The sequence below is a fragment of the Vibrio rhizosphaerae genome, assembly GCF_024347095.1.
Lineage (GTDB): Bacteria > Pseudomonadota > Gammaproteobacteria > Enterobacterales > Vibrionaceae > Vibrio > Vibrio rhizosphaerae.
Genome location: NZ_AP024903.1, coordinates 271,267 through 290,762, shown reverse-complemented (window position 1 = coordinate 290,762; position 19,496 = coordinate 271,267). Strand labels below are relative to the sequence as shown.

At 47.6% G+C, this 19,496-nt stretch carries 16 protein-coding genes; 9 read left to right on the top strand and 7 right to left on the bottom strand.

The features are described from left to right. Nucleotides 1-117: 117 nt before the first annotated feature. Nucleotides 118-2,322, bottom strand: coding sequence for a primosomal protein N' (gene priA / locus OCV37_RS01230; protein WP_038178924.1), 2,205 nt, complete (start codon nucleotides 2,320-2,322; stop codon nucleotides 118-120). Between the two features lie 251 nt (nucleotides 2,323-2,573). Here priA and rpmE point away from each other — a divergent pair, with 251 nt between their 5' ends. Together rpmE and OCV37_RS01220 are read left to right on the top strand one after the other, a co-directional pair. After that, complete coding sequence (rpmE, locus tag OCV37_RS01225) at nucleotides 2,574-2,795, top strand: 50S ribosomal protein L31 (protein ID WP_038178735.1); 222 nt, start codon at nucleotides 2,574-2,576, stop codon at nucleotides 2,793-2,795. A gap of 319 nt (nucleotides 2,796-3,114) precedes the next feature. Continuing rightward, entirely contained in the window at nucleotides 3,115-4,392 is a 1,278-nt protein-coding gene (locus OCV37_RS01220) for a malic enzyme-like NAD(P)-binding protein (protein WP_038178736.1), read from the top strand. Nucleotides 4,393-4,474: 82 nt separating this feature from the next. On the opposite strand, the gene OCV37_RS01215 is transcribed toward OCV37_RS01220, so the two are convergent. Continuing rightward, a complete protein-coding gene (locus OCV37_RS01215; RefSeq protein WP_038178737.1) occupies nucleotides 4,475-5,125 on the bottom strand; it encodes a glutathione S-transferase family protein in 651 nt (216 codons plus the stop codon). Nucleotides 5,126-5,217: 92 nt separating this feature from the next. Then, nucleotides 5,218-5,535 (bottom strand): met regulon transcriptional regulator MetJ, encoded by a 318-nt coding sequence (gene metJ / locus OCV37_RS01210; RefSeq protein ID WP_038178738.1) that lies wholly within the window; start codon nucleotides 5,533-5,535, stop codon nucleotides 5,218-5,220. Between the two features lie 213 nt (nucleotides 5,536-5,748). On the opposite strand from metJ, the gene OCV37_RS01205 reads away from it, so the two are divergent. The 3 genes from OCV37_RS01205 to metF all read left to right on the top strand — a co-directional run bounded on the left by OCV37_RS01205 (nucleotide 5,749) and on the right by metF (nucleotide 10,457). Beyond that, nucleotides 5,749-6,915, top strand: a complete 1,167-nt coding sequence (locus OCV37_RS01205; protein ID WP_038178739.1) for an O-succinylhomoserine (thiol)-lyase — start codon at nucleotides 5,749-5,751, stop codon at nucleotides 6,913-6,915. Further along, nucleotides 6,915-9,326 (top strand): bifunctional aspartate kinase/homoserine dehydrogenase II, encoded by a 2,412-nt coding sequence (locus OCV37_RS01200; protein ID WP_038178740.1) that lies wholly within the window; start codon nucleotides 6,915-6,917, stop codon nucleotides 9,324-9,326. The genes OCV37_RS01205 and OCV37_RS01200 overlap by 1 nt, the downstream gene beginning before the upstream one ends. Before the next feature lie 240 nt (nucleotides 9,327-9,566). After that, complete coding sequence (metF, locus tag OCV37_RS01195) at nucleotides 9,567-10,457, top strand: methylenetetrahydrofolate reductase (RefSeq protein WP_038178741.1); 891 nt, start codon at nucleotides 9,567-9,569, stop codon at nucleotides 10,455-10,457. A gap of 117 nt (nucleotides 10,458-10,574) precedes the next feature. Here the strand turns inward: metF and zapB are convergent, their stop codons facing one another. Next, nucleotides 10,575-10,817 carry a cell division protein ZapB gene (gene zapB / locus OCV37_RS01190; protein WP_038178743.1) on the bottom strand — a complete coding sequence of 81 codons (243 nt, stop codon included), beginning with the start codon at nucleotides 10,815-10,817 and terminating at the stop codon, nucleotides 10,575-10,577. Between the two features lie 319 nt (nucleotides 10,818-11,136). Between zapB and glpX the strand changes: the two genes are divergently transcribed. Next, nucleotides 11,137-12,144, top strand: coding sequence for a class II fructose-bisphosphatase (gene glpX, locus OCV37_RS01185; protein ID WP_038178745.1), 1,008 nt, complete (start codon nucleotides 11,137-11,139; stop codon nucleotides 12,142-12,144). A 131-nt stretch (nucleotides 12,145-12,275) separates the two neighbouring features. Here glpX and pfkA read toward each other — a convergent pair whose 3' ends face one another. Further along, nucleotides 12,276-13,238 (bottom strand): 6-phosphofructokinase, encoded by a 963-nt coding sequence (pfkA, locus tag OCV37_RS01180; protein ID WP_038178747.1) that lies wholly within the window; start codon nucleotides 13,236-13,238, stop codon nucleotides 12,276-12,278. 564 nt (nucleotides 13,239-13,802) lie between these two features. On the opposite strand from pfkA, the gene OCV37_RS01175 reads away from it, so the two are divergent. After that, a complete protein-coding gene (locus OCV37_RS01175; protein WP_051680373.1) occupies nucleotides 13,803-15,293 on the top strand; it encodes a M28 family metallopeptidase in 1,491 nt (496 codons plus the stop codon). Nucleotides 15,294-15,432: 139 nt separating this feature from the next. Here OCV37_RS01175 and fieF read toward each other — a convergent pair whose 3' ends face one another. Further along, complete coding sequence (gene fieF, locus OCV37_RS01170) at nucleotides 15,433-16,344, bottom strand: CDF family cation-efflux transporter FieF (protein WP_038178752.1); 912 nt, start codon at nucleotides 16,342-16,344, stop codon at nucleotides 15,433-15,435. A gap of 257 nt (nucleotides 16,345-16,601) precedes the next feature. Beyond that, nucleotides 16,602-17,114, bottom strand: coding sequence for a Spy/CpxP family protein refolding chaperone (locus OCV37_RS01165; RefSeq protein WP_051680344.1), 513 nt, complete (start codon nucleotides 17,112-17,114; stop codon nucleotides 16,602-16,604). Nucleotides 17,115-17,334: 220 nt separating this feature from the next. On the opposite strand from OCV37_RS01165, the gene OCV37_RS01160 reads away from it, so the two are divergent. Together OCV37_RS01160 and cpxA are read left to right on the top strand one after the other, a co-directional pair. After that, nucleotides 17,335-18,030 carry a response regulator gene (locus OCV37_RS01160; protein WP_038178754.1) on the top strand — a complete coding sequence of 232 codons (696 nt, stop codon included), beginning with the start codon at nucleotides 17,335-17,337 and terminating at the stop codon, nucleotides 18,028-18,030. Continuing rightward, nucleotides 18,030-19,457 (top strand): envelope stress sensor histidine kinase CpxA, encoded by a 1,428-nt coding sequence (cpxA, locus tag OCV37_RS01155; protein ID WP_038178756.1) that lies wholly within the window; start codon nucleotides 18,030-18,032, stop codon nucleotides 19,455-19,457. The genes OCV37_RS01160 and cpxA overlap by 1 nt, the downstream gene beginning before the upstream one ends. The last annotated feature ends 39 nt before the right edge of the window (nucleotides 19,458-19,496 follow it).

Here is a 19,496-nt window from a genome sequence, read left to right as displayed (position 1 = left end):
ATTTAACACTTCTTACATCATAAACGAGAAATGGATCACGATACATAGGTTTTATGTGGCAACCAAAAGACAAATCAAGTCAACGCGCTTCCCACCGACTCAATCAGGAGCGGGTCATTATGACAAATCGTGTGGTTCAACATCGAGTGACCACCGTACTTTCCCCGCAAGCGGTAGGCGTTGAATGACAGGTTTGGCACTCATTAACAGTTTTTGCATCATGGGCCGGGTCATTGTTTGCATTAATAGCTGCCAGCGATATTTCCCGGCTCGTTTTGCCATCGGCGCCGGAGATGGACCTAAGACCGTACAGGTTGCGTGATCAAACAGAGGATGAACTTCCAAAGTCTGCTTCACTTGTCTGAGAAAATCCTCGCCAAGTTCGGCTTGATTTGATTCAGCTTTAAATAACGTCAAATAACTGAAAGGCGGTAATAATGCCAGTTTCCGTTCATGCAATGCACTCATGGCAAAATGGCGGTAATCTTTCTTGAGTAATGCCTGCAGTAAAGTGTGCTCCGGATGATGTGTCTGAAGAATGACCTCACCAGGCTGACTGGCTCGTCCGGCCCGACCTGCGACCTGAATGAACAGCTGCGCCAATCGTTCAGATGCACGAAAATCATGGCTGTATAAAGCACTATCAACATCAAGTAAACCGACCAGTGTCACCCGAGGAAAATGATGGCCCTTGGCCAACATCTGTGTCCCGATCAAAATATGATATTCCCCCTGATGAACAGCCTTGAGAGCTGATTCCAGCGAGCCTTTTCTGCGGGTACTGTCCCGGTCAATCCGGATCGTGCGATAGTGAGGAAAAATTTGCGCCAGTTGGCTTTCCAACTGTTCGGTCCCGACACCCACGGTGGCCATCTGTGTCGAACCACAATCATGACACTGATGTAATACCGGGCGCTGAGAACCACAGTGGTGACAGCGAAGCTCTTGTGTCACCTGATGATAGGTATAACGGGCATCACAGCGCTGACAATGGGCGACCCAGCCACACTCATGGCACATCAATACCGGCGCATATCCCCGTCGGTTGAGAAACAGTAAAACCTGATTCCCGACCTGCAAGTGCTTTCTCATTTCAGCAATCAACGGTGCCGATAGTCCGCCTTCAAGATAAAGCCCTTTAACATCCAGAACCCGATGGGTCGCAGGGACGGCATCACCAGCCCGTTGTGTCAAAGTTAAGTGGTGATATTTACCACTGAGCGCATTCTGTAAGGTCTCAAGAGCAGGCGTTGCTGACCCCAAAACAATCGGAATCTGTTCAAGACTGGCACGCATGACCGCCACATCCCGCGCATGATAACGTAAGCTATCCTGCTGTTTATACGAGGCATCGTGTTCTTCATCGACGATAATAATGCCTAAATCAGCAAATGGCGTGAATAAGGCAGAACGCGTACCAATGATCACGCCGGCATGGCCATCACGGGCTGACAGCCATGCGTTCAGCCTTTCCGTCTCATTGAGCCCAGAATGCATCACCACCACCGGCACCATAAAACGAGAGCGAAAACGCTGAATTGTTTGCGGTGTCAAACCAATTTCGGGCACCAGAACCAACGCTTGTTTTCCTTGCTTCAGAACCGGTGCAATCAAGTTTAGATAGACTTCCGTTTTCCCCGAACCGGTGACTCCTTCCAATAAATAACAACCAAATTCATGCTGGCTGTTAACCGTCGCAATCGCAACGGACTGCTCCATATTCAGTTGTGGCTTTTCTTCTTCGTCTTCCAGTAACTCAGGCCACGGCTGAGGCGTCGGTTTGCGCTCAATCGCTTCAATCCACCCCTTTTCCTCCAGCGTGTTCAAGACCTGACGACTGATTTCCTCATCGACGAATGTTTGATGACTTTGTATACCGTTTTCCAGCAAACGCAGTACTTTAGCCTGCTGAACCGCACGGCCAAGCCCCTGCATCAGCTTATCCCGTCCGGCGGATGTCAGACACCACTCTCGCAAGGTGGTAAAATCTGCCGCCTTTCCTTTTCTCAATGCTGCCGGCAATGCATTAGATAAAGTATCGCCAAGTGGATATTGATAATACTGGCTGCACCAGATAAACAGTCGAAATAAGCTCGTCGGCCAGACAGGCTGATCATCCAATACGGCGCGAATCGGTTTCAGCATATCCGGGCTCAGCTCTGATTCATCTCCGAGCGCAGTCACAATGCCAATCAATGTCTGCCGCCCAAACGGCACGGAAACCCGGCCACCGATCACAGGCTGACAATGTGCGGGTATCAGATAGTCGAACTGTTTATCTAAAGGGACAGGTAACGCCACTCGGGCAATGGATGGATGCATATCACTGAACATCAGATGTAAAAATCATGGACCACAGTCTAATCGAAGCGACGGTGAAATTCGAGGCAGCAATGAGAATGGTGAAAATAACAGCAAAACTAGTTGATCCCCGCTCATGGATTCTTTAATATAGCGCGCCTTGATGATGCGGATACCCGTATCACAACCGATGTAAGACGATATGATTAACTGACATGTGGTGTCCGGCAACGATCCGGATAGCGACATGGCCCGATTTTTGAGGTTCTCCCATGAAAACTGGTATCCATCCAGAATACAAAGTTGTAAGCGCAACCTGTTCTTGCGGCAACGCTTTCGAATTCAGATCAACACTGGACAAAGATTCTCTGCACTTGGATGTTTGTGACAAATGTCACCCATTCTATACTGGTAAACAACGTATCGTTGATACCGGTGGTCGTGTAGATCGCTTCAACAAGCGTTTCGGCGCGCTGAGCAGCGGTAAAAAATAATTTCTCTTCACTGAGAATTTTAAAAAGGACACCAGCAGGTGTCCTTTTTATTTTCCCAAACCCATCCCCACACTCCTGATACCAACCTTATTGCCGTCAGTCATCATGACCTATCGATATAGTACTGATTTGCCAATATCAATGTAATCGTTGCATAAAACAGAATATATCAGCATAAACTCCTCCAACCTCTCCATATTTATGTGATTTTTAAATACATAATGCCATGAGTGCCTAGGCAGATCCCCTCACATCCATTAGAATGATGTCTCTTTCCCTGTAACTTTTCCGATCAACATTACAACGAGACGCGACCCTTATGTCTGAAGATAATCACCAAGATTTAACCCCCGAAGAAGCATTTCGCCAGAAAGCTTTGGATTATCACGCCATTCCGACTGCAGGAAAAATTGCAGTCACCCTCACCAAGCCAGCTGATACCGCTGCAGATCTGGCTTTAGCCTATAGCCCCGGCGTTGCCGAGCCTGTTCGTGAGATTGCGCAGGATGTCGATAATATTTACAAATACACCGCAAAAGGAAACACCGTTGCCGTTATCTCTAACGGAACAGCGATCCTTGGACTCGGCAATCTAGGGCCAATGGCATCTAAACCGGTGATGGAAGGAAAAGCATTGCTTTTCAAACGATTCGCCGGCCTTGATTCATTCGACATTCAAGTGAAACACCGTACTATCGATGAGTTCGTCGAGACGGTTGCGAATATTGCCGATACGTTTGGTGGCATTAATCTGGAAGATATCAAGGCACCGGATTGTTTTGAAATCGAACGGCGTCTTATCGAACGTTGTGATGTACCAGTATTCCACGATGACCAGCACGGCACAGCCATTGTCACTGCGGCAGGAATGCTCAATGCCATTGAACTTCAGGGCAAAGATCTGAAAGAGTGTACGATCGTTTGTCTGGGTGCCGGCGCAGCTGCCGTTGCCTGTATGGAACTGCTGATCAAATGCGGGGCCATGCGTGAAAAAATCTATATGCTTGATCGTAAAGGGGTGATTCACACTCGTCGTGATGATCTGAACGAATACAAACAGTTATTTGCCAATAATACGGATAAGAGAACGCTGGAAGATGTGATTCAGGATGCTGATTTATTCCTTGGCGTTTCAGGTCCAAATCTGCTGCCACCGGAAGCATTAGCCCTCATGGCAGAAAAACCGATTGTCTTTGCCTGCTCAAATCCAGATCCAGAAATTAAACCGGAGCTGGCTTATCAAGTTCGCAACGATTTGATCATGGGAACAGGTCGTTCTGACTACCCAAATCAGGTCAATAACGTTCTGTGCTTCCCGTTCATCTTCCGTGGTGCCTTGGATATTCGGGCGAGCGAAATTAACGATGAAATGAAAATAGCAGCGGTTGAAGCGATTCGTCAGCTTGCAAAAGAAGCAGTACCGGCAGAAGTCTTAAAAGCGGCCAGTGTCGATAGCCTTTCATTCGGCCCCGAGTACATCATTCCCAAACCGATGGATCCTCGCCTGCTGCCCCGGGTAGCCAGAGCCGTAGCTCAAGCAGCCGTTGACTCAGGCGTTGCCCGAATTTCAATGCCTGAAGGTTACATGCAGGATTAAGGCAACACACTTAATCCACAGTACAAGAAAGAGGAGACACCCAGTGTCTCCTCTTTCTTCATTTTGCTTTTAATCTATCGGTTCAGGCTGGGATATTTTGCAAGGCTTGCTGATAACTCTCCAGTTGAGCCACCTGTTTAAGATAACGTTGAATGTTCGGATAAGAAGATAGATCGGCCCGCATGTCGGCTAGCTGTAATACCAGACTCATCTGAAAATCAGCACCGCTAAGCTGCTCTCCGGTAAACCATGTTCGCTGCGCTAGCGTGTCATCGATATAACGTAAAAAAGTAGAAACGCGAGGCTCAATGACTATCTGATCCATCTTATTGAGGAAGGAACCAATCAACGGACGCAACAAGAATGGGAGCTTTTCTCTTGATTTGATAAAGATCAGCCGCATCACCAACCACATCATGAACGAGCCTTCAGCGGCATGTAACCAGTAACGATAATCCAGTAATGCCTGACCCGACTCAGGCCGGAAACGATGTTGGTGATCGTAGGCATCGATCAGATATTCAATAATGGCACCCGACTCGGCAATCGTCTGTTCGCCGTCAACAATCGTCGGTGACTTACCTAACGGATGAATGGATTTCAGAGCATCTGGTGCCCCCCAAGTTTTCGGGTCCCTGCCATAATGAACAACTTCATATTCGAGCCCGAGCGCTTCCAACAGCCAAACCACACGTATGGCCCGGGACTGCTCAAGGTAATGCACATAAATCATACCGACGTTCCTTCTGCTCAAGACGCTTCTGCTCATCTCAGGAAGTCACTCTGTGTTAGTTACATGACTTCCTTTCGAGAAAATACCGCGGATTACTCATCATAAGATTCAAATTCAATGCCCATTGCGGTCATCATGGCTTTTGCTTCGGTCGGAATATCATCCGGACGATCTTTACGCAAATCTTCATCCGTCGGCAAAGGCTGCCCGGTATAGGCATGTAGAAATGCTTCACACAAAAGCTCACTGTTTGTTGCATGACGTAAGTTATTGATCTGGCGTCTGGTCCGTTCATCCGTCAATACTTTAAGAACTTTCAACGGGATAGAAACCGTAATTTTCTTGACCTGCTCGTTTTTCTTACCATGTTCAGCATAAGGACTTATATATTCACCATTCCAATCAGCCATTGCTTCCCCTCATTGCCGGAATCCATCATTATTATCAAAAAAAGTAGGTGTTAATTTTAGCTTTATTTACTGCTATAAGCAAAGACATATAGACGTCTGGAAGTATTGACGTCTTATTGAAAAATCAGTAGAGTGAGCAACCACACTCAATCCGTGTTGGTTGAGGCTGTCAGTCATGAACGCCACCTGTCACCAAGTAGAAAGGAATCACATATGAGCACTCGCAAACCTGCAACTATCGCCGTTAGAACGGGTATTGAGTCAGACACGCAGTACCATGCTGTCGTTCCGCCGATTTATCTCTCAACGAATTATGGATTTCCGGCATTCGGAGAAGTCCCTCAGTATGACTATACCCGTTCCGGTAATCCGAACCGCGGACTTCTGGAACAGGCACTGTACGAGCTGGAAGGCGGTCAGGGTGCCGTCATTACCAATTGCGGGACATCCGCGCTCAACCTCTGGGTCTCTACTTTTATCGGCCCTGATGATCTCATTGTCGCACCTAATGATTGTTATGGTGGCACCTATCGTTTATTCAATACCCGAGCCAACAAAGGCGACTTTCGGGTGTTATTCGTCGATCAATGTGACGAGGTTGCACTGACTGAGGCTCTGGCCCAGAAACCAAAACTCATTTTGCTGGAAACCCCATCGAACCCGCTGGTTCGCGTCGTCGATATTCAAAAAATCTGCCAACAGGCCAAACAGGTTGGTGCTTTAGTTGCCGTGGACAATACTTTCCTGACTCCGGTCTACCAACAGCCAATATCTTTGGGTGCTGACTTTGTGATCCATTCTACGACCAAATACATCAATGGCCACTCCGATGTGATTGGCGGCGTCATCATCAGTCACAGTAAAGAACACGCAGAACAGCTTTCCTGGTGGGCCAACTGTATCGGTGCTTCCGGCACACCATTCGATAGTTATATGACGCTCAGAGGGCTTCGTACCTTGAGTCCGAGAATGCGTTGCCATGAAGAAAACTCGCTGAAAATACTCGCGTACTTGCAGTCCCACCCTCTCATCGGGACCATTTACCACCCAAGCTTACCGACTCATCCCGGTCATGAGATTGCGAAAAAGCAGCAAAGTGGCTTTGGTTCGATGCTTAGTTTTGAATTTGCAGGGAGCTATGAAGAGTTGCAACAATTTGTCAGCCGGCTCAAGCTGTTTTCATTAGCGGAATCACTCGGTGGTGTCGAAAGTTTAATTTGCCACCCGGCGACGATGACTCATCGTGCGATGGGTGAGGAAGCGCTCCACAAAGCGGGAATTTCGCTACAACTATTACGGCTATCAGTCGGCTTAGAAGATGCTGATGACTTGATTGCCGATCTGGATCAATCCCTGAATTGGGTAAAGGAGAATCGTTGATGACCACCGTACGCCACCTCCATAAATTCGGAGGAAGTAGTCTGGCTGATCCGGCATGTTATCGCCGCGTTGCTCACATCCTCAAAGAGTACTCGCAAAGTCACGATCTGGTTGTGGTTTCTGCCGCAGGCAAAACAACCAATCAACTCATTGCTTTTATTGAAAATCTCACGGTTGCACCGCAGCAGGCTCAAGAAATTTTGGCTCAAATCCAACAATTTCAACGTCAGTTGATTACCGAATTGCTCGAAGGCGAAGCCGCTCAGGCATTGACGAACCGGCTCGGTGATGAGTGCATGACCCTTGCAAAACTCACCGCCCCACTGACAGCGGCTCAACAGGCATTTGTGCAGGCTCATGGTGAGATGTGGTCATCTCGTTTAATGGCCGCACTACTCAATCAGCAAGGATTAATGGCGATTGCACAAGATGCCAGAGCCTTTTTACGCGCTCACCGGGAGACACAACCGGAAATCGACCGGGCTCAGTCTTATCCGCTGCTCAAAGAAATTCTGGCGCAACACGGTCATCAGCGGATCGTGATCACGGGCTTTATCGCACAAGATGAAGCCGGTGAAACCGTGCTGCTGGGACGCAATGGTTCCGATTACTCGGCGACCATCATTGGTGCACTGGCAGAAGTCGAACGGGTAACCATCTGGAGTGATGTCGCCGGTGTCTACAGTGCTGACCCCAGAATTGTCTCCGATGCCTGTCTGTTGCCGTTACTTCGTCTGGATGAAGCCAGCGAACTGGCGCGCCTTGCCGCACCGGTCCTACACAGTCGAACATTACAGCCTGTCGCACAAAGTGCGATAGATCTGCACCTCCGGTGTAGTTACGACCCTGAAGCCGGCTCAACCCATATCGAACGAGTGCTTGCTTCAGGACGGGGAGCCAAAATTATTACCTCTCTGGATGAAGTCTTGCTGATTGAACTCAGTTTCTCACGCGGACACGATTTCCAGCGGTTATACAAACAAGTGATCGAGCAGCTCAAACGAGCCCAGCTTACACCACTTGCTTATGACAAACAGGATGACCAGTATCGCATCCAGCTTGCTTACACGGCTGAAATTGCGTCTGGTGCTTTATCTTATTTGCAAGATGCAGCGATTGAAGCCGAAATCCGCCTCAAAGAAGGTTATTCACTCGTCGCAGCTGTCGGTGCAGGTGTGACTAAGAATGCGAACCACTGTTTTGGCTTTTATCAGCAGCTCAAACAGGCTCCGATTGAGTTCCTGTGCGAATCTGAATCAGAATTAAGTCTGGTTGCGATACTTCGTCAGACTCCCGTAGATACGTTTGTGAATCAACTGCATACCCATCTGTTTCAGGCACAGAAACGTGTCGCACTCGCTCTCTGTGGCAAAGGCAATATCGGTTCGAGCTGGCTTAAGCTGTTTACAGAGCAGAAAGCCGAGCTGGAAAAACGTCGCGGGATGAATTTTGAACTGGTTGCAGTCATTGATAGTCAGACCTACTGGTTTGATGAACAAGGGATTGACCCGACAAAAGTCGAAGCCCATTTTATTGAAGAATCCGTCCCGAATGATGGGCAGGAATGGCTGTTCAAGCTAGGACAAATCCGCGGCTATGATGATGTGATTGTGCTGGATGTGACAGCCAGTGCTGAACTCGCTTCACAGTATATTCAGATTGCAGAGCAAGGAATGCATCTGATTTCCGCCAACAAGGTCGCAGGCTCTTCCAGTAGTGAATACTACTATCAAGTCAAAGACTCTTTTGCAAAAATCAGCCGTCACTGGTTTTACAATGCGACGGTTGGCGCGGGTCTGCCAATTAATCATACGGTGAGAGATCTGCGGGAAAGCGGCGATGAAATTGTCGCCCTTTCCGGGATTTTCTCAGGCACATTGTCCTGGCTATTCCAACAATATGATGGCTCCGTGCCTTTCAGTGAGTTAGTTGATCTGGCTTGGCAACAAGGCTTAACCGAACCGGATCCGAGAAATGATCTGGATGGTTCCGACGTCATGAGAAAACTAGTGATTCTGGCGCGTGAATCCGGGCTGGATATTGAACCCGATCAGGTCACGGTCGAATCGCTGGTCCCGGAGGAATTGCAATGCCTCTCCTTAGATGACTTTCTTGATCAAAGTGCCCAGCTCGATATCCAGCTGGCTGAACGTCTGGCCAAAGCACAGCGGGAAGATAAAGTGTTGCGTTATGTCGCTCGTTTGGAAAAATCAGGAAAAGCCTCTGTCGGCGTAGAAGCATTACACCGGGAGCATCCGTTAGCCAATCTGCTTCCGTGCGATAATATCTTTGCGATTGAAAGTAAATGGTATAGAGATAATCCGTTAGTGATTCGCGGCCCCGGTGCCGGAAGGGATGTCACTGCGGGGGCTATCCAGTCAGATATTAATCTATTGTCCAGCTTGTTATAAGCCCACTCACTATCATTACCCTTCCATCGTTCAGGAGCCTTTGGGCTCCTGATTTGTTCCTCAAGTTTTGTTTCTCAACTAAGGTTACTAACTGGGGAAAGGTGAAAAGCCTTCATACAAACGTGAAAAATATTCATGTTTATATTGTTGACATGAAAAACGATTCAATAGAATATCTAGACATATAGACGTCTAAACGTCAATTAAGACTGAATTACCATCATTCACGGGAGAGAGAAGATGGGCTACTCATATGCTGGACATATTGATGCACTGAATCAAAATATCAGTGAGTTATCCGGGAACCTCAATGTCTCTTTTGAGTTTTTCCCGCCAAGTTCACCACAAATGGAAGAAACTCTCTGGAACTCAGTACATCGTTTAAAAACCTTACAGCCCAAATTCGTGTCTGTCACTTACGGGGCAAACTCCGGAGAGCGGGACAGAACCCATTCCATTATTAAAGAAATCAAGTCCCAGACAGGCTTAGTCGCCGCGCCCCATCTGACCTGTATTGATGCCAGTCGCGAAGAGTTGACCCAGATTGCCGATGATTACTGGAACAACGGCATTGAGAACATTGTTGCGCTCCGTGGTGATATTCCGCCGGGCGGCGGAAAACCAGATATGTATGCAGCTGATCTGGTGACATTACTTAAATCCCGGCATGATTTTGATATTTCTGTCGCCGCATTTCCTGAAGTCCACCCCGAAGCGAAAAGTGCTCAGGCCGACCTGCTGAACCTCAAACGTAAAGTTGATGCTGGCGCGAACCGTGCCATTACTCAGTTTTTCTTTGATGTTGAATGTTATCTGCGATTCCGTGATCGTTGTGTCAGTGCCGGTATCGATGTGGAAATCGTACCGGGTATTCTTCCGGTGTCCAACTTTAAACAAGCCGCTCGCTTTGCCGCACAAAACCATGTCAAAGTGCCGGGATGGATGCACAAACAATTCGACGGATTAGATGACGATCCGGTGACGCGTCAGCTTGTCGGAGCAAGCCAAGCAATTGATATGGTGCGAATTCTTGGTCGTGAAGGGGTCAAGGACTTCCATTTCTATACGCTGAATCGAGCAGAAATGACCTATGCACTGTGTCATACACTGGGCATCCGGCCACAAGCATAAATCGAATCCCCATCTCTCCCATGAAAAATGCCGACAAAAATGTCGGCATTTTTTGATATCGCGTGGACGATATAGAAAACTTGAACCTAATCGTATTGATATAAAAGGTCCTGCGCCTTACTCCATATCTTCCATCTTACCCAGCAAATTGCGAATGCGTTCCTGCCATGCCGTCTGCTCTTGCTGAATATCCTGTACCCGCTGTTCCAGTTCATCACGGCTGGTTTTCAACTGAGTTGCTTCTTCAATCAATTTCTGTTTTTCTTCTTTTAATTCTTCGACCTCCATTTGAAGGAGTGTGATGGTATCAACAGCAGTTTGAATTTTGGCTTCTAATTTCTCTAATACTTCAAAAGACATGCTTATATCCTTTACGATTCTGCACTTGCAATGATGATTGTACTTAGCTGTTCATTCTACTCAGCCACGGCTGGAGAAACACGCTCTATCTTGAATATTTTCACCATTCGATTAAAAAACCGACGTGAATTGACACGATTCTTACTTTGCTTGTTCTTCGTCGCCCATTCAATCCCTTCTTGGACCCTGAAATATCGCTGAAGATCTGAGACCGCTTTGATCAAGTGCAAGAATACACAAGCATTTCAGCAAACGTTTTCGTCGGGATATGCTAAAATTCGACGCAAATTTCCCAGTTTTCCGTCAAGATGGAGTTCACATGAAACGTGATTTAGCAATGGCCTTTTCCCGAGTGACCGAAGGTGCCGCTTTAGCCGGGTATAAATGGCTTGGGCGCGGTGATAAAAATGCAGCGGATGGCGCAGCTGTTGAAGTCATGCGGAGTCTGTTGAATAAGACAGAGATCACCGGGGAGATTGTCATCGGAGAAGGGGAAATTGATGATGCCCCAATGCTTTATATTGGCGAGCAAGTCGGTTTGGGAGGCGATGAAGTTGATATCGCAGTGGATCCGATTGAAGGCACCCGCATGACAGCCATGGGACAGTCAAATGCACTCTCAGTCTTGGCAGCAGCGGAAAAAGGTAGCTTTTTGAAAGCCCCCGATATGTATATGGAAAAATTGGTTGTCGGGCCGGGCGCCAAAGGATGTATCGATCTCAATCAACCCCTCAAACAAAATCTCGAACATGTTGCACAGGCATTAGGTAAATCACTGGATAATCTGGTCGTCATTACTTTGGCTAAGCCCCGTCATGAACAAGTCATCGCAGAAATGCAACAATGGGGTGTCCGCGTATTTGCCGTACCCGATGGTGACGTGGCAGCTTCAATTTTAACTTGTATGCCCAACAGTGAAGTCGATGTGATGTATTGTATCGGCGGCGCACCGGAAGGCGTGGTCTCTGCCGCCGTAATTCGCGCCTTAGACGGTGATATGCATGGTCGTCTTCTGCCTCGCCATGAAGTCAAAGGTGACACCGATGAAAACCGCCGAATCGGACAGCAGGAAATTGAACGTTGTCAGCAAATGGGCGTTGAAGCCGGGAAAGTGCTGAGGATGGAAGATATGGTCCGCAGTGATAACGTCATTTTCTCCGCAACGGGAATAACCAAAGGTGATTTACTCGATGGTGTTACCCGTCAGGGAAATATTGCGGTCACCGAAACCCTGCTCATCCGTGGCAAGTGCCGGACAATTCGCCGGATTCAATCGACGCATTATCTGAACAGAAAAGATCCGGAAGAGCGGATGTGGATTGTCTGATCATTTTTCGCAATCTGACGGTAAACAGATGTCGGTAGAATAATAGTCATAGGAAGAAAACCGGACTTAATAACCGATACAAAAAAAGACCGCATACAGCGGTCTTTATTAATATGTGCTACGAAAAAACCTTAAAACAACTCTTCGGCAACTTTGTATAGATCCTTACGGACAGGACGCTTCATATTCTCGATTGCATCAATGATATCGTGGTGAACCAGATCTTCTTTCTGAATACCGACACAACGACCACCATGACCTTCCAGCAAGAGATGAACCGCATAGTTCCCCATGCGAGACGCTAACACCCGGTCAAATGCAGTTGGCCGGCCACCACGCTGAATGTGTCCAAGAACAGTCGCACGCGTTTCACGCTTGGTCGCTTCTTCAATCTTCTTCGCCAGAACATTGGCATCCATCATCAGCTCAGTCAGCGCAATGATGGCATGTTTCTTACCTTTCGCGATGCCGTCTTTCAGATTAGAAATCAACTCATCCATATTCAAGCCCGTCTCCGGGGTGATGATATATTCACAGCCGCCGGCGATGGCAGACATCAGTGTTAAATCACCACAATGACGCCCCATGATTTCAACAATCGAAATCCGCTGGTGAGAAGATGACGTATCGCGCAAACGGTCAATGGCATCAATGACGGTATTCAAGGCAGTCAGATAACCGATGGTATAATCGGTACCGGCAATATCGTTATCGATGGTGCCCGGCAAGCCGATACATGGATATCCCATTTCTGTCAGCTTCTTCGCGCCCATGTAAGAGCCATCGCCACCGATGACAACCAGAGCCTCGATACCATGCTTTTTGAGGTTATCAATCGCTTTTTCACGAACATGAACCTCTTTAAACTCAGGGAAACGAGCTGAACCAAGGAATGTACCACCACGGTTAATCACGTCAGAAACACTCGAACGCTCCAGCTTAACAATCCGGTCTTCATAAAGTCCCAGATAGCCATCATAGATGCCGAAAACTTCTAAACCAGCGCCTAATGCAGTACGGACAACGCCACGAATCGCAGCGTTCATCCCTGGGGCATCACCGCCACTTGTTAATATCCCGATCTTTTTAATCATGCTCACCCTCTAAAATATTGGGAATGTCACTCTAATAGATAGTTGTATCCGGCTGTTTGTATGAAAACAAACCGATCTTCTCAGCACATCATGTCACTTTTTTTGCAAAGTTACCCGATCTTTTTTTGCATTGAAGATTAAGTGCTCATATTGTGGATGAGTATTGCAATTTTGTCATTATTCTTTGTTGATTCACATCAGGGTATCGTTTTTTTCTTATGCGAATCAACGATAGTAAAGGTCAGTATTGAATACAAAATCGTCTAAGAAATTGCTGTTTTGCGCTGACCACAAGGTTTACAGCCGACCATGATATATTCACACGCATATCAAAAATTACATAAATGTAAATAATATAAACATTTATTAACATTATTATGCTCACCGTTGTTTACATTCTGATTATGAATTAATTTGCATTAATTCATCCCTAATCTTGCTTTGTTTTGTTAGTTTAGTAGCGCTGGCCTTTACAGCCTTTTACCACTCAGATCAAGCGCCTACGATAGGGAGATCAGGATAATGAAATACACTAAAACCAGTCTGGCCGTCTTACTGACACTGATGAGTACCCCACTCATCGCGGCAGAACATTTACAACAGACTGACGACAACAAAGTCTGGATATCGATTGGCGCTGATGCAAAAGGCACGCTGCTGGAATCCACAAGCCATCCGATTCAGGCTCAGTCGATTGTCGATAATCCTCTGGTTTGGGTTGGGCAAGTCAACCAACAGGATCTGGCTGAACTATCGTATAACATGCATGAAGAGCATCACCGTTGCGGGGGTTATATTGTCCATGATTCTAAACAAAGTGCGATTGAAGCGAGCCGGATTCCGTTAACCAGCAGCTCATTTGCAGCGGTTGGCATTCATCAGCAGGATATCGTCAAGCCCTTGATTCCGCTCATCAGTGCCAATCAAATTACGGACACAATCACCAGCTTATCGGACTTTACGAATCGCTTTTATACCACCCTGACCGGTGAGCAAGCCTCAAACTGGATTGCCAGTGAGTGGCGAGGACTTGCTTCAGCATGGCCAAATGCTTCTGTTCAGCAGGTCAGCCATTCGGGCTACCGGCAAAAATCTGTCATTCTGACCATCAAAGGCTCAGAAAAACCTGACGAAATTGTGGTCATCGGGGGCCATTTAGATTCAACGATAGGTTCAAGAACCAATGCACAGAGTGTTGCACCCGGCGCGGATGATGATGCATCCGGCATCGCGAGTGTGACTGAAATCATCCGGGTTCTGGCAGAAAACAACTTTAAACCGAAACGTACCGTTGCTTTCATGGCTTATGCGGCGGAAGAAGTCGGGTTACGCGGCTCTCAAGATATCGCCAGCCAATATAAGAATGCAGGCAAAAACGTGCTTGCTGCTCTCCAGTTGGACATGACCAATTATCCCGGCTCTGCTGAAGATATTGTCTTTATGACCGACTATACCGACAGCAATCTCAATTCATTCCTGACAAAACTGCTGGATGAATACCTTCCCAATCTGAAATATGGCTTTGACCGGTGTGGTTACGGTTGTTCGGATCACGCCTCATGGCACGGTGCCGGATACCCCGCATCCATGCCTTTTGAAGCAAAATTTGCCGAATACAACCCGCATATCCATACCCCACGGGATACGCTCACCAATTCTGACCGTGAAGGAAAACATGCACAAAAATTTGCCCGGCTGGGCCTCGCCTATGTGGTAGAAATGGCTAATTCAACGGTGGAACAACAACAGGATCCAGTCTTGAAAGTCGGACAGCCTTTGACCGGATTAAGTGGTCAGGCATCGGGTCAAAGCTGGTATACATTCGAACTGCCAGAATCCCGTTCCTTTACGATTTCGATGTCGGGTGGTCAGGGTGATGCCGATCTTTATGTCAAGTATGGCGCGAAAGCAGGAACCCGCACTTATGATTGCCGCCCTTACAAAACGGGGAATAACGAGTCATGCTCGTTTGATCGCGCAGCCGCGGGGACTTACTCAATCATGCTACGCGGTTATTCTGACTACTCGGGCGTTACGCTAGAAGCGCGGTACTGATAGCGGTAGAAGCGAGACAAACAGGTCGCAGCTATACGGATAACCTGAAACATCGTGTTCCGGTTATCCGTTCTGTTTATCTTGAATCACAGGGCACAGCCCCCACGCAAAACACATCCGTCATCTCCTCTGCTATGCTTTACGACCATTCCGCCACTTTTTGCTCGTATTCGGACTTCAGAATCACTGAGTAAGGGTCTTGGTGAACCAGCACATCGGAACCGGGAAAATGCTCCAGTAATAATGCTTCAACCTGATCAGAAATCTCATGCGCCTGAATCAACGGTAAGTGATCATCTAATTCCAGATGCAGTTGAATAAAACGCACCGGCCCGGACATTCGCGTTCGTAAACCATGAATCCCTAACACCCCGTCCACCGATAAACTCAACTGACGAATGTGACTGATTTCTTCGTCCGGTAGTTTACGATCCAACAATGTCTGAATGGCTTCATGAATGATCTGGTATGCGCTATATAAAATATAAATACCGATTCCGACGGCAAAAATGGCATCGGCCTGAGTGACCCCCTGCCAGCTCATTGCTAATGCAATCATAATCGCAATGTTCATCCATAAATCGGACTGATAGTGTAACGAATCCGCAGCAATCGCCTGACTGCCGGTTTTACGAACGACATATTTTTGATACCGCACCAGCAGGAAAGTCACCACAATCGCCAGCGCACTGACATAAATCCCAAACTCCGGCGCTTGTAACGGCTGAGGCCGAAAGAAACGGTCAACGCCGTTCAGCAGTAAAAAGCAGGCAGAGCCAGAAATAAACATCGCTTGTGCCAGTGCCGCCAAAGATTCGGCTTTCCCATGACCAAATGTATGTTCACGATCAGCAGGCTGCAGGGCATAGCGCACCACCCACAGGTTGACCACAGATGCGGCAATATCCAGCAGAGAGTCAATCACCGATGCGAGTAAACTGACTGAGCCGGTATGCCACCAAGCAAACATTTTAATGATCAGCAATGTCACCGCGACAATCGTCGCACTCCATGCTGCTGATTTCACTAAGCGAATATAATTTGCGTGCATTAAATACTCTGAATGAATGTCATCACGGATGGTTAACTATATAACGAAACCCGCTTCATTGCAGGTTATTTATTGATGAGACACAATATAATTATCTGATTTATAAGATGAAAGTGATAATAATTATTGGTCATAGTCGCAAAAAAGAGGTGCATCCCTGTCACCTCTTTCTGCACAGATGTCATGCGTTTGACTCAAGTGCTGTCCCGTCACATGCTGTTTTCACGACGTTCCCCTCAAGCCTCGCGGATGTCAGCCTACCATTGGTTCATCATGAAGCGTGGACCGTTGTTACCACCCGCGCCTTGACCGGGACCGGCCATGTTATTGTAAGGCCGTTCTTGAAACACCTTCTGCCATTGCTGCTGTTGTTCTGGTGTCAAAATACTCAGCATGTCATGCCGTTGACGCATCATTTCTACGCGTCGGTCAATTCGCGCATTTTCCATTTTGCCAGCCAGTTCCTGAGCGGCTTGTTCATCAAAATTTTTTGCCAGTACAATCGGCGCCATCTCTTGATGGAAATCCTGCATCCGAGCCTGTCTTTGCTCCCAATGTTTTTGTCGGAGTGCCGTCAATTGATTTTGCTGCTCTGATGTCAGGTTGAATGATCGCAACATCCCCCGGTTATCATAACGCTGACAGTCAAAACGTTGGTTTCCCCAATGACCGCCGCCATGATGACCTTGATATCCGGCAAAAACATTCATACTGCCGAGCGTTAACGGAAGAATAGCTGCTGCCAATATTACTTTTGTTAAAGTGCTCATCTCTGTTACCTCTTCGTGGACAGACTGAATCAACATCAGCCTTTCGTATATCGGTAACTTAAGCTTACATACTGTAAGGTCAATTGGTGTATAGCCTAGGTAAAAGAGTGTAAATGAGGCACCAAACGATCTTTATCCGTGAATTTTAAAGGTAAACTATGGGTAGAAGTGACTGGCTTGCAAAGACAAAACGTTCACAGAACGCTGCGGAGAACAACTGATGCCCCATATCCTAATCATTGATGACGATACTGAGTTAACCGCGCTCCTCAAGGAAGTGCTCAGCTTTGAAGGATTCAGTGTTGCAGAAGCCCATGACGGAGAAGCCGGTCTCAATATGCTTGATGAACAAACAGACATTATCTTGTTGGATGTGATGATGCCCAAATTAAATGGGATGGAAACCCTGAAAAGAATCCGTTCCTCTTCTCAATATGCGCAAACGCCAGTGCTGATGTTGACCGCCAAAGGCGAAGAAATCGATCGGGTCATCGGCCTTGAGCTGGGGGCTGATGACTATCTGCCAAAACCATTCAGTGATCGGGAACTGCTGGCCCGCATCCGCGCGATTCTCCGCCGTACCCAACAAGCTCCGATGCATAAATCAAATGAGGCGCTTGAGTGTGACGACTTACGCCTCTATCCAAAAAAACAAGAAGCATACTGCAACGATGTATTGCTTGAGTTGACTACAACAGAATTTGCGCTGCTCACTCACTTCGTACAGCATCCGGGAGAGATACTCACGAAAGAGTCTTTGAGTCTGGATGTACTCGGTAAACGACTGGCAGCCTTTGACCGGGCAATTGATATGCATGTCTCCAACCTGAGGAAAAAACTACCGTCGCGCAGTGATGGTCGGGAGAGAATCAAAACACTACGCGGACGCGGCTACCTGATGATAGCGGAGGACTGATGCATCTTCCTAAGTTAAACAGCCTCTACGGCCGGATCTTTGCCATCTTCTGGTTCACCATGTTGCTGATTTTGATCGTTGTACTTTTGCTGCCGAATCTTGATCCGCGAAAAGCCAGAGATTTACCCACTTCAGAACGTCAACGGTTAGCCGCAATTAAAGAGAATCTCGAAACCCGATTTGCCGGAGAACAAGATCTCTCGCTTATTCTCAGAACGCTGTCGGCTCGGTTCATCCGCCAATCCCGACAACACAATATGCATTCACAGCCACTCAGGGATAATCAGGACAAACCGCACCTGTTTCTGACCGATATGGCAGGGAACATTCTGATGGTGAATGGCAATCCGATGATCAACACTCGGATTCTCCAAAATTTTATTACCGGCGTCGAATCGATCGAACACCCCCAGCAGCGTCTGTATGGCCATTTTCTGATGACGGGGCCGATGCCGATTCACCTTGCCCAACAACCATTACTCCTCTATGCCGCCTTCCCCGACAATCAGCTGCCCCCCTTGTTTATTCGCTTGCTGGATCACCCGCTCTCTCTGTTACTGGTGGTCATGTTGATCAGTACACCGTTACTGCTTTGGCTGGCATGGGCATTAAGTCAGCCCGCACAAAAGCTGGCTCAGGCTTCACAGCGGGTTGCTCAAGGCGAATTTGAGGTTGATCGGACCCTAGAGCAGGGTACCACTGAGTTTCGTCAGGCCGGACAGAGCTTCAACCACATGGTCAAAGCCGTCAATGAGATGATTTCAGGGCAACAACGGTTGCTATCCGATATTTCCCATGAACTGCGTTCACCACTGACCCGTCTAAGGATGGCAACCGCACTCGCCACTCGCAAACAGGGAACCAGCGCCGAACTGGAAAGAATTGATACCGAAGCCCAACGTTTGGAGCAAATGATTGGTGAGTTGTTGGAACTTTCCAGAATGCAGCTGAACAGCCACTCAAGCCAAGAAACACAACCTTTGTCGAGTTTATGGGAAGCGTTACTGGAAGATGCCGTCTTCGAAGCGGAACAGATGGCAAAGACACTCAGCTATGCCACCATTCCGGAGCGACGGATATCGGGCAATCCGCAACAACTGATGAGTGCTGTCGAAAATATCGTCCGCAATGCGATTTACTACGGTAAAGATCAAATCCGGGTCACCTTCAGTACCACCCCTGAGCTGTTAACCCTCTGCGTTGAAGATAATGGTGAAGGCGTGCCGGAGGATGAACTTGCCAATATATTTCGGCCATTCTATCGCGTTTCAACCACAAGGGAGCGTCACAGCGGAGGCACCGGATTAGGACTCGCGATTAGCGAAAATGCCATCCGCCAGCATCATGGCACAATTCAAGCCAGTCGAAGTCCAATGGGTGGACTGATGGTTACCATCATGCTGCCCTTAGATTCATCAACCGGATAATCTTGATTCGTGCCGTTAGACTGAGTCTCTTTTGTCATC

Coding starts and splice junctions, on each gene's coding strand:
- priA (WP_038178924.1), bottom strand. CDS start 2,322: ATGCATCCATCCATTGCCCGAGTGGCGTTACCTGTCCCTTTAGATAAA.
- rpmE (WP_038178735.1), top strand. CDS start 2,574: ATGAAAACTGGTATCCATCCAGAATACAAAGTTGTAAGCGCAACCTGT.
- OCV37_RS01220 (WP_038178736.1), top strand. CDS start 3,115: ATGTCTGAAGATAATCACCAAGATTTAACCCCCGAAGAAGCATTTCGC.
- OCV37_RS01215 (WP_038178737.1), bottom strand. CDS start 5,125: ATGATTTATGTGCATTACCTTGAGCAGTCCCGGGCCATACGTGTGGTT.
- metJ (WP_038178738.1), bottom strand. CDS start 5,535: ATGGCTGATTGGAATGGTGAATATATAAGTCCTTATGCTGAACATGGT.
- OCV37_RS01205 (WP_038178739.1), top strand. CDS start 5,749: ATGAGCACTCGCAAACCTGCAACTATCGCCGTTAGAACGGGTATTGAG.
- OCV37_RS01200 (WP_038178740.1), top strand. CDS start 6,915: ATGACCACCGTACGCCACCTCCATAAATTCGGAGGAAGTAGTCTGGCT.
- metF (WP_038178741.1), top strand. CDS start 9,567: ATGGGCTACTCATATGCTGGACATATTGATGCACTGAATCAAAATATC.
- zapB (WP_038178743.1), bottom strand. CDS start 10,817: ATGTCTTTTGAAGTATTAGAGAAATTAGAAGCCAAAATTCAAACTGCT.
- glpX (WP_038178745.1), top strand. CDS start 11,137: ATGAAACGTGATTTAGCAATGGCCTTTTCCCGAGTGACCGAAGGTGCC.
- pfkA (WP_038178747.1), bottom strand. CDS start 13,238: ATGATTAAAAAGATCGGGATATTAACAAGTGGCGGTGATGCCCCAGGG.
- OCV37_RS01175 (WP_051680373.1), top strand. CDS start 13,803: ATGAGTACCCCACTCATCGCGGCAGAACATTTACAACAGACTGACGAC.
- fieF (WP_038178752.1), bottom strand. CDS start 16,344: ATGCACGCAAATTATATTCGCTTAGTGAAATCAGCAGCATGGAGTGCG.
- OCV37_RS01165 (WP_051680344.1), bottom strand. CDS start 17,114: ATGAGCACTTTAACAAAAGTAATATTGGCAGCAGCTATTCTTCCGTTA.
- OCV37_RS01160 (WP_038178754.1), top strand. CDS start 17,335: ATGCCCCATATCCTAATCATTGATGACGATACTGAGTTAACCGCGCTC.
- cpxA (WP_038178756.1), top strand. CDS start 18,030: ATGCATCTTCCTAAGTTAAACAGCCTCTACGGCCGGATCTTTGCCATC.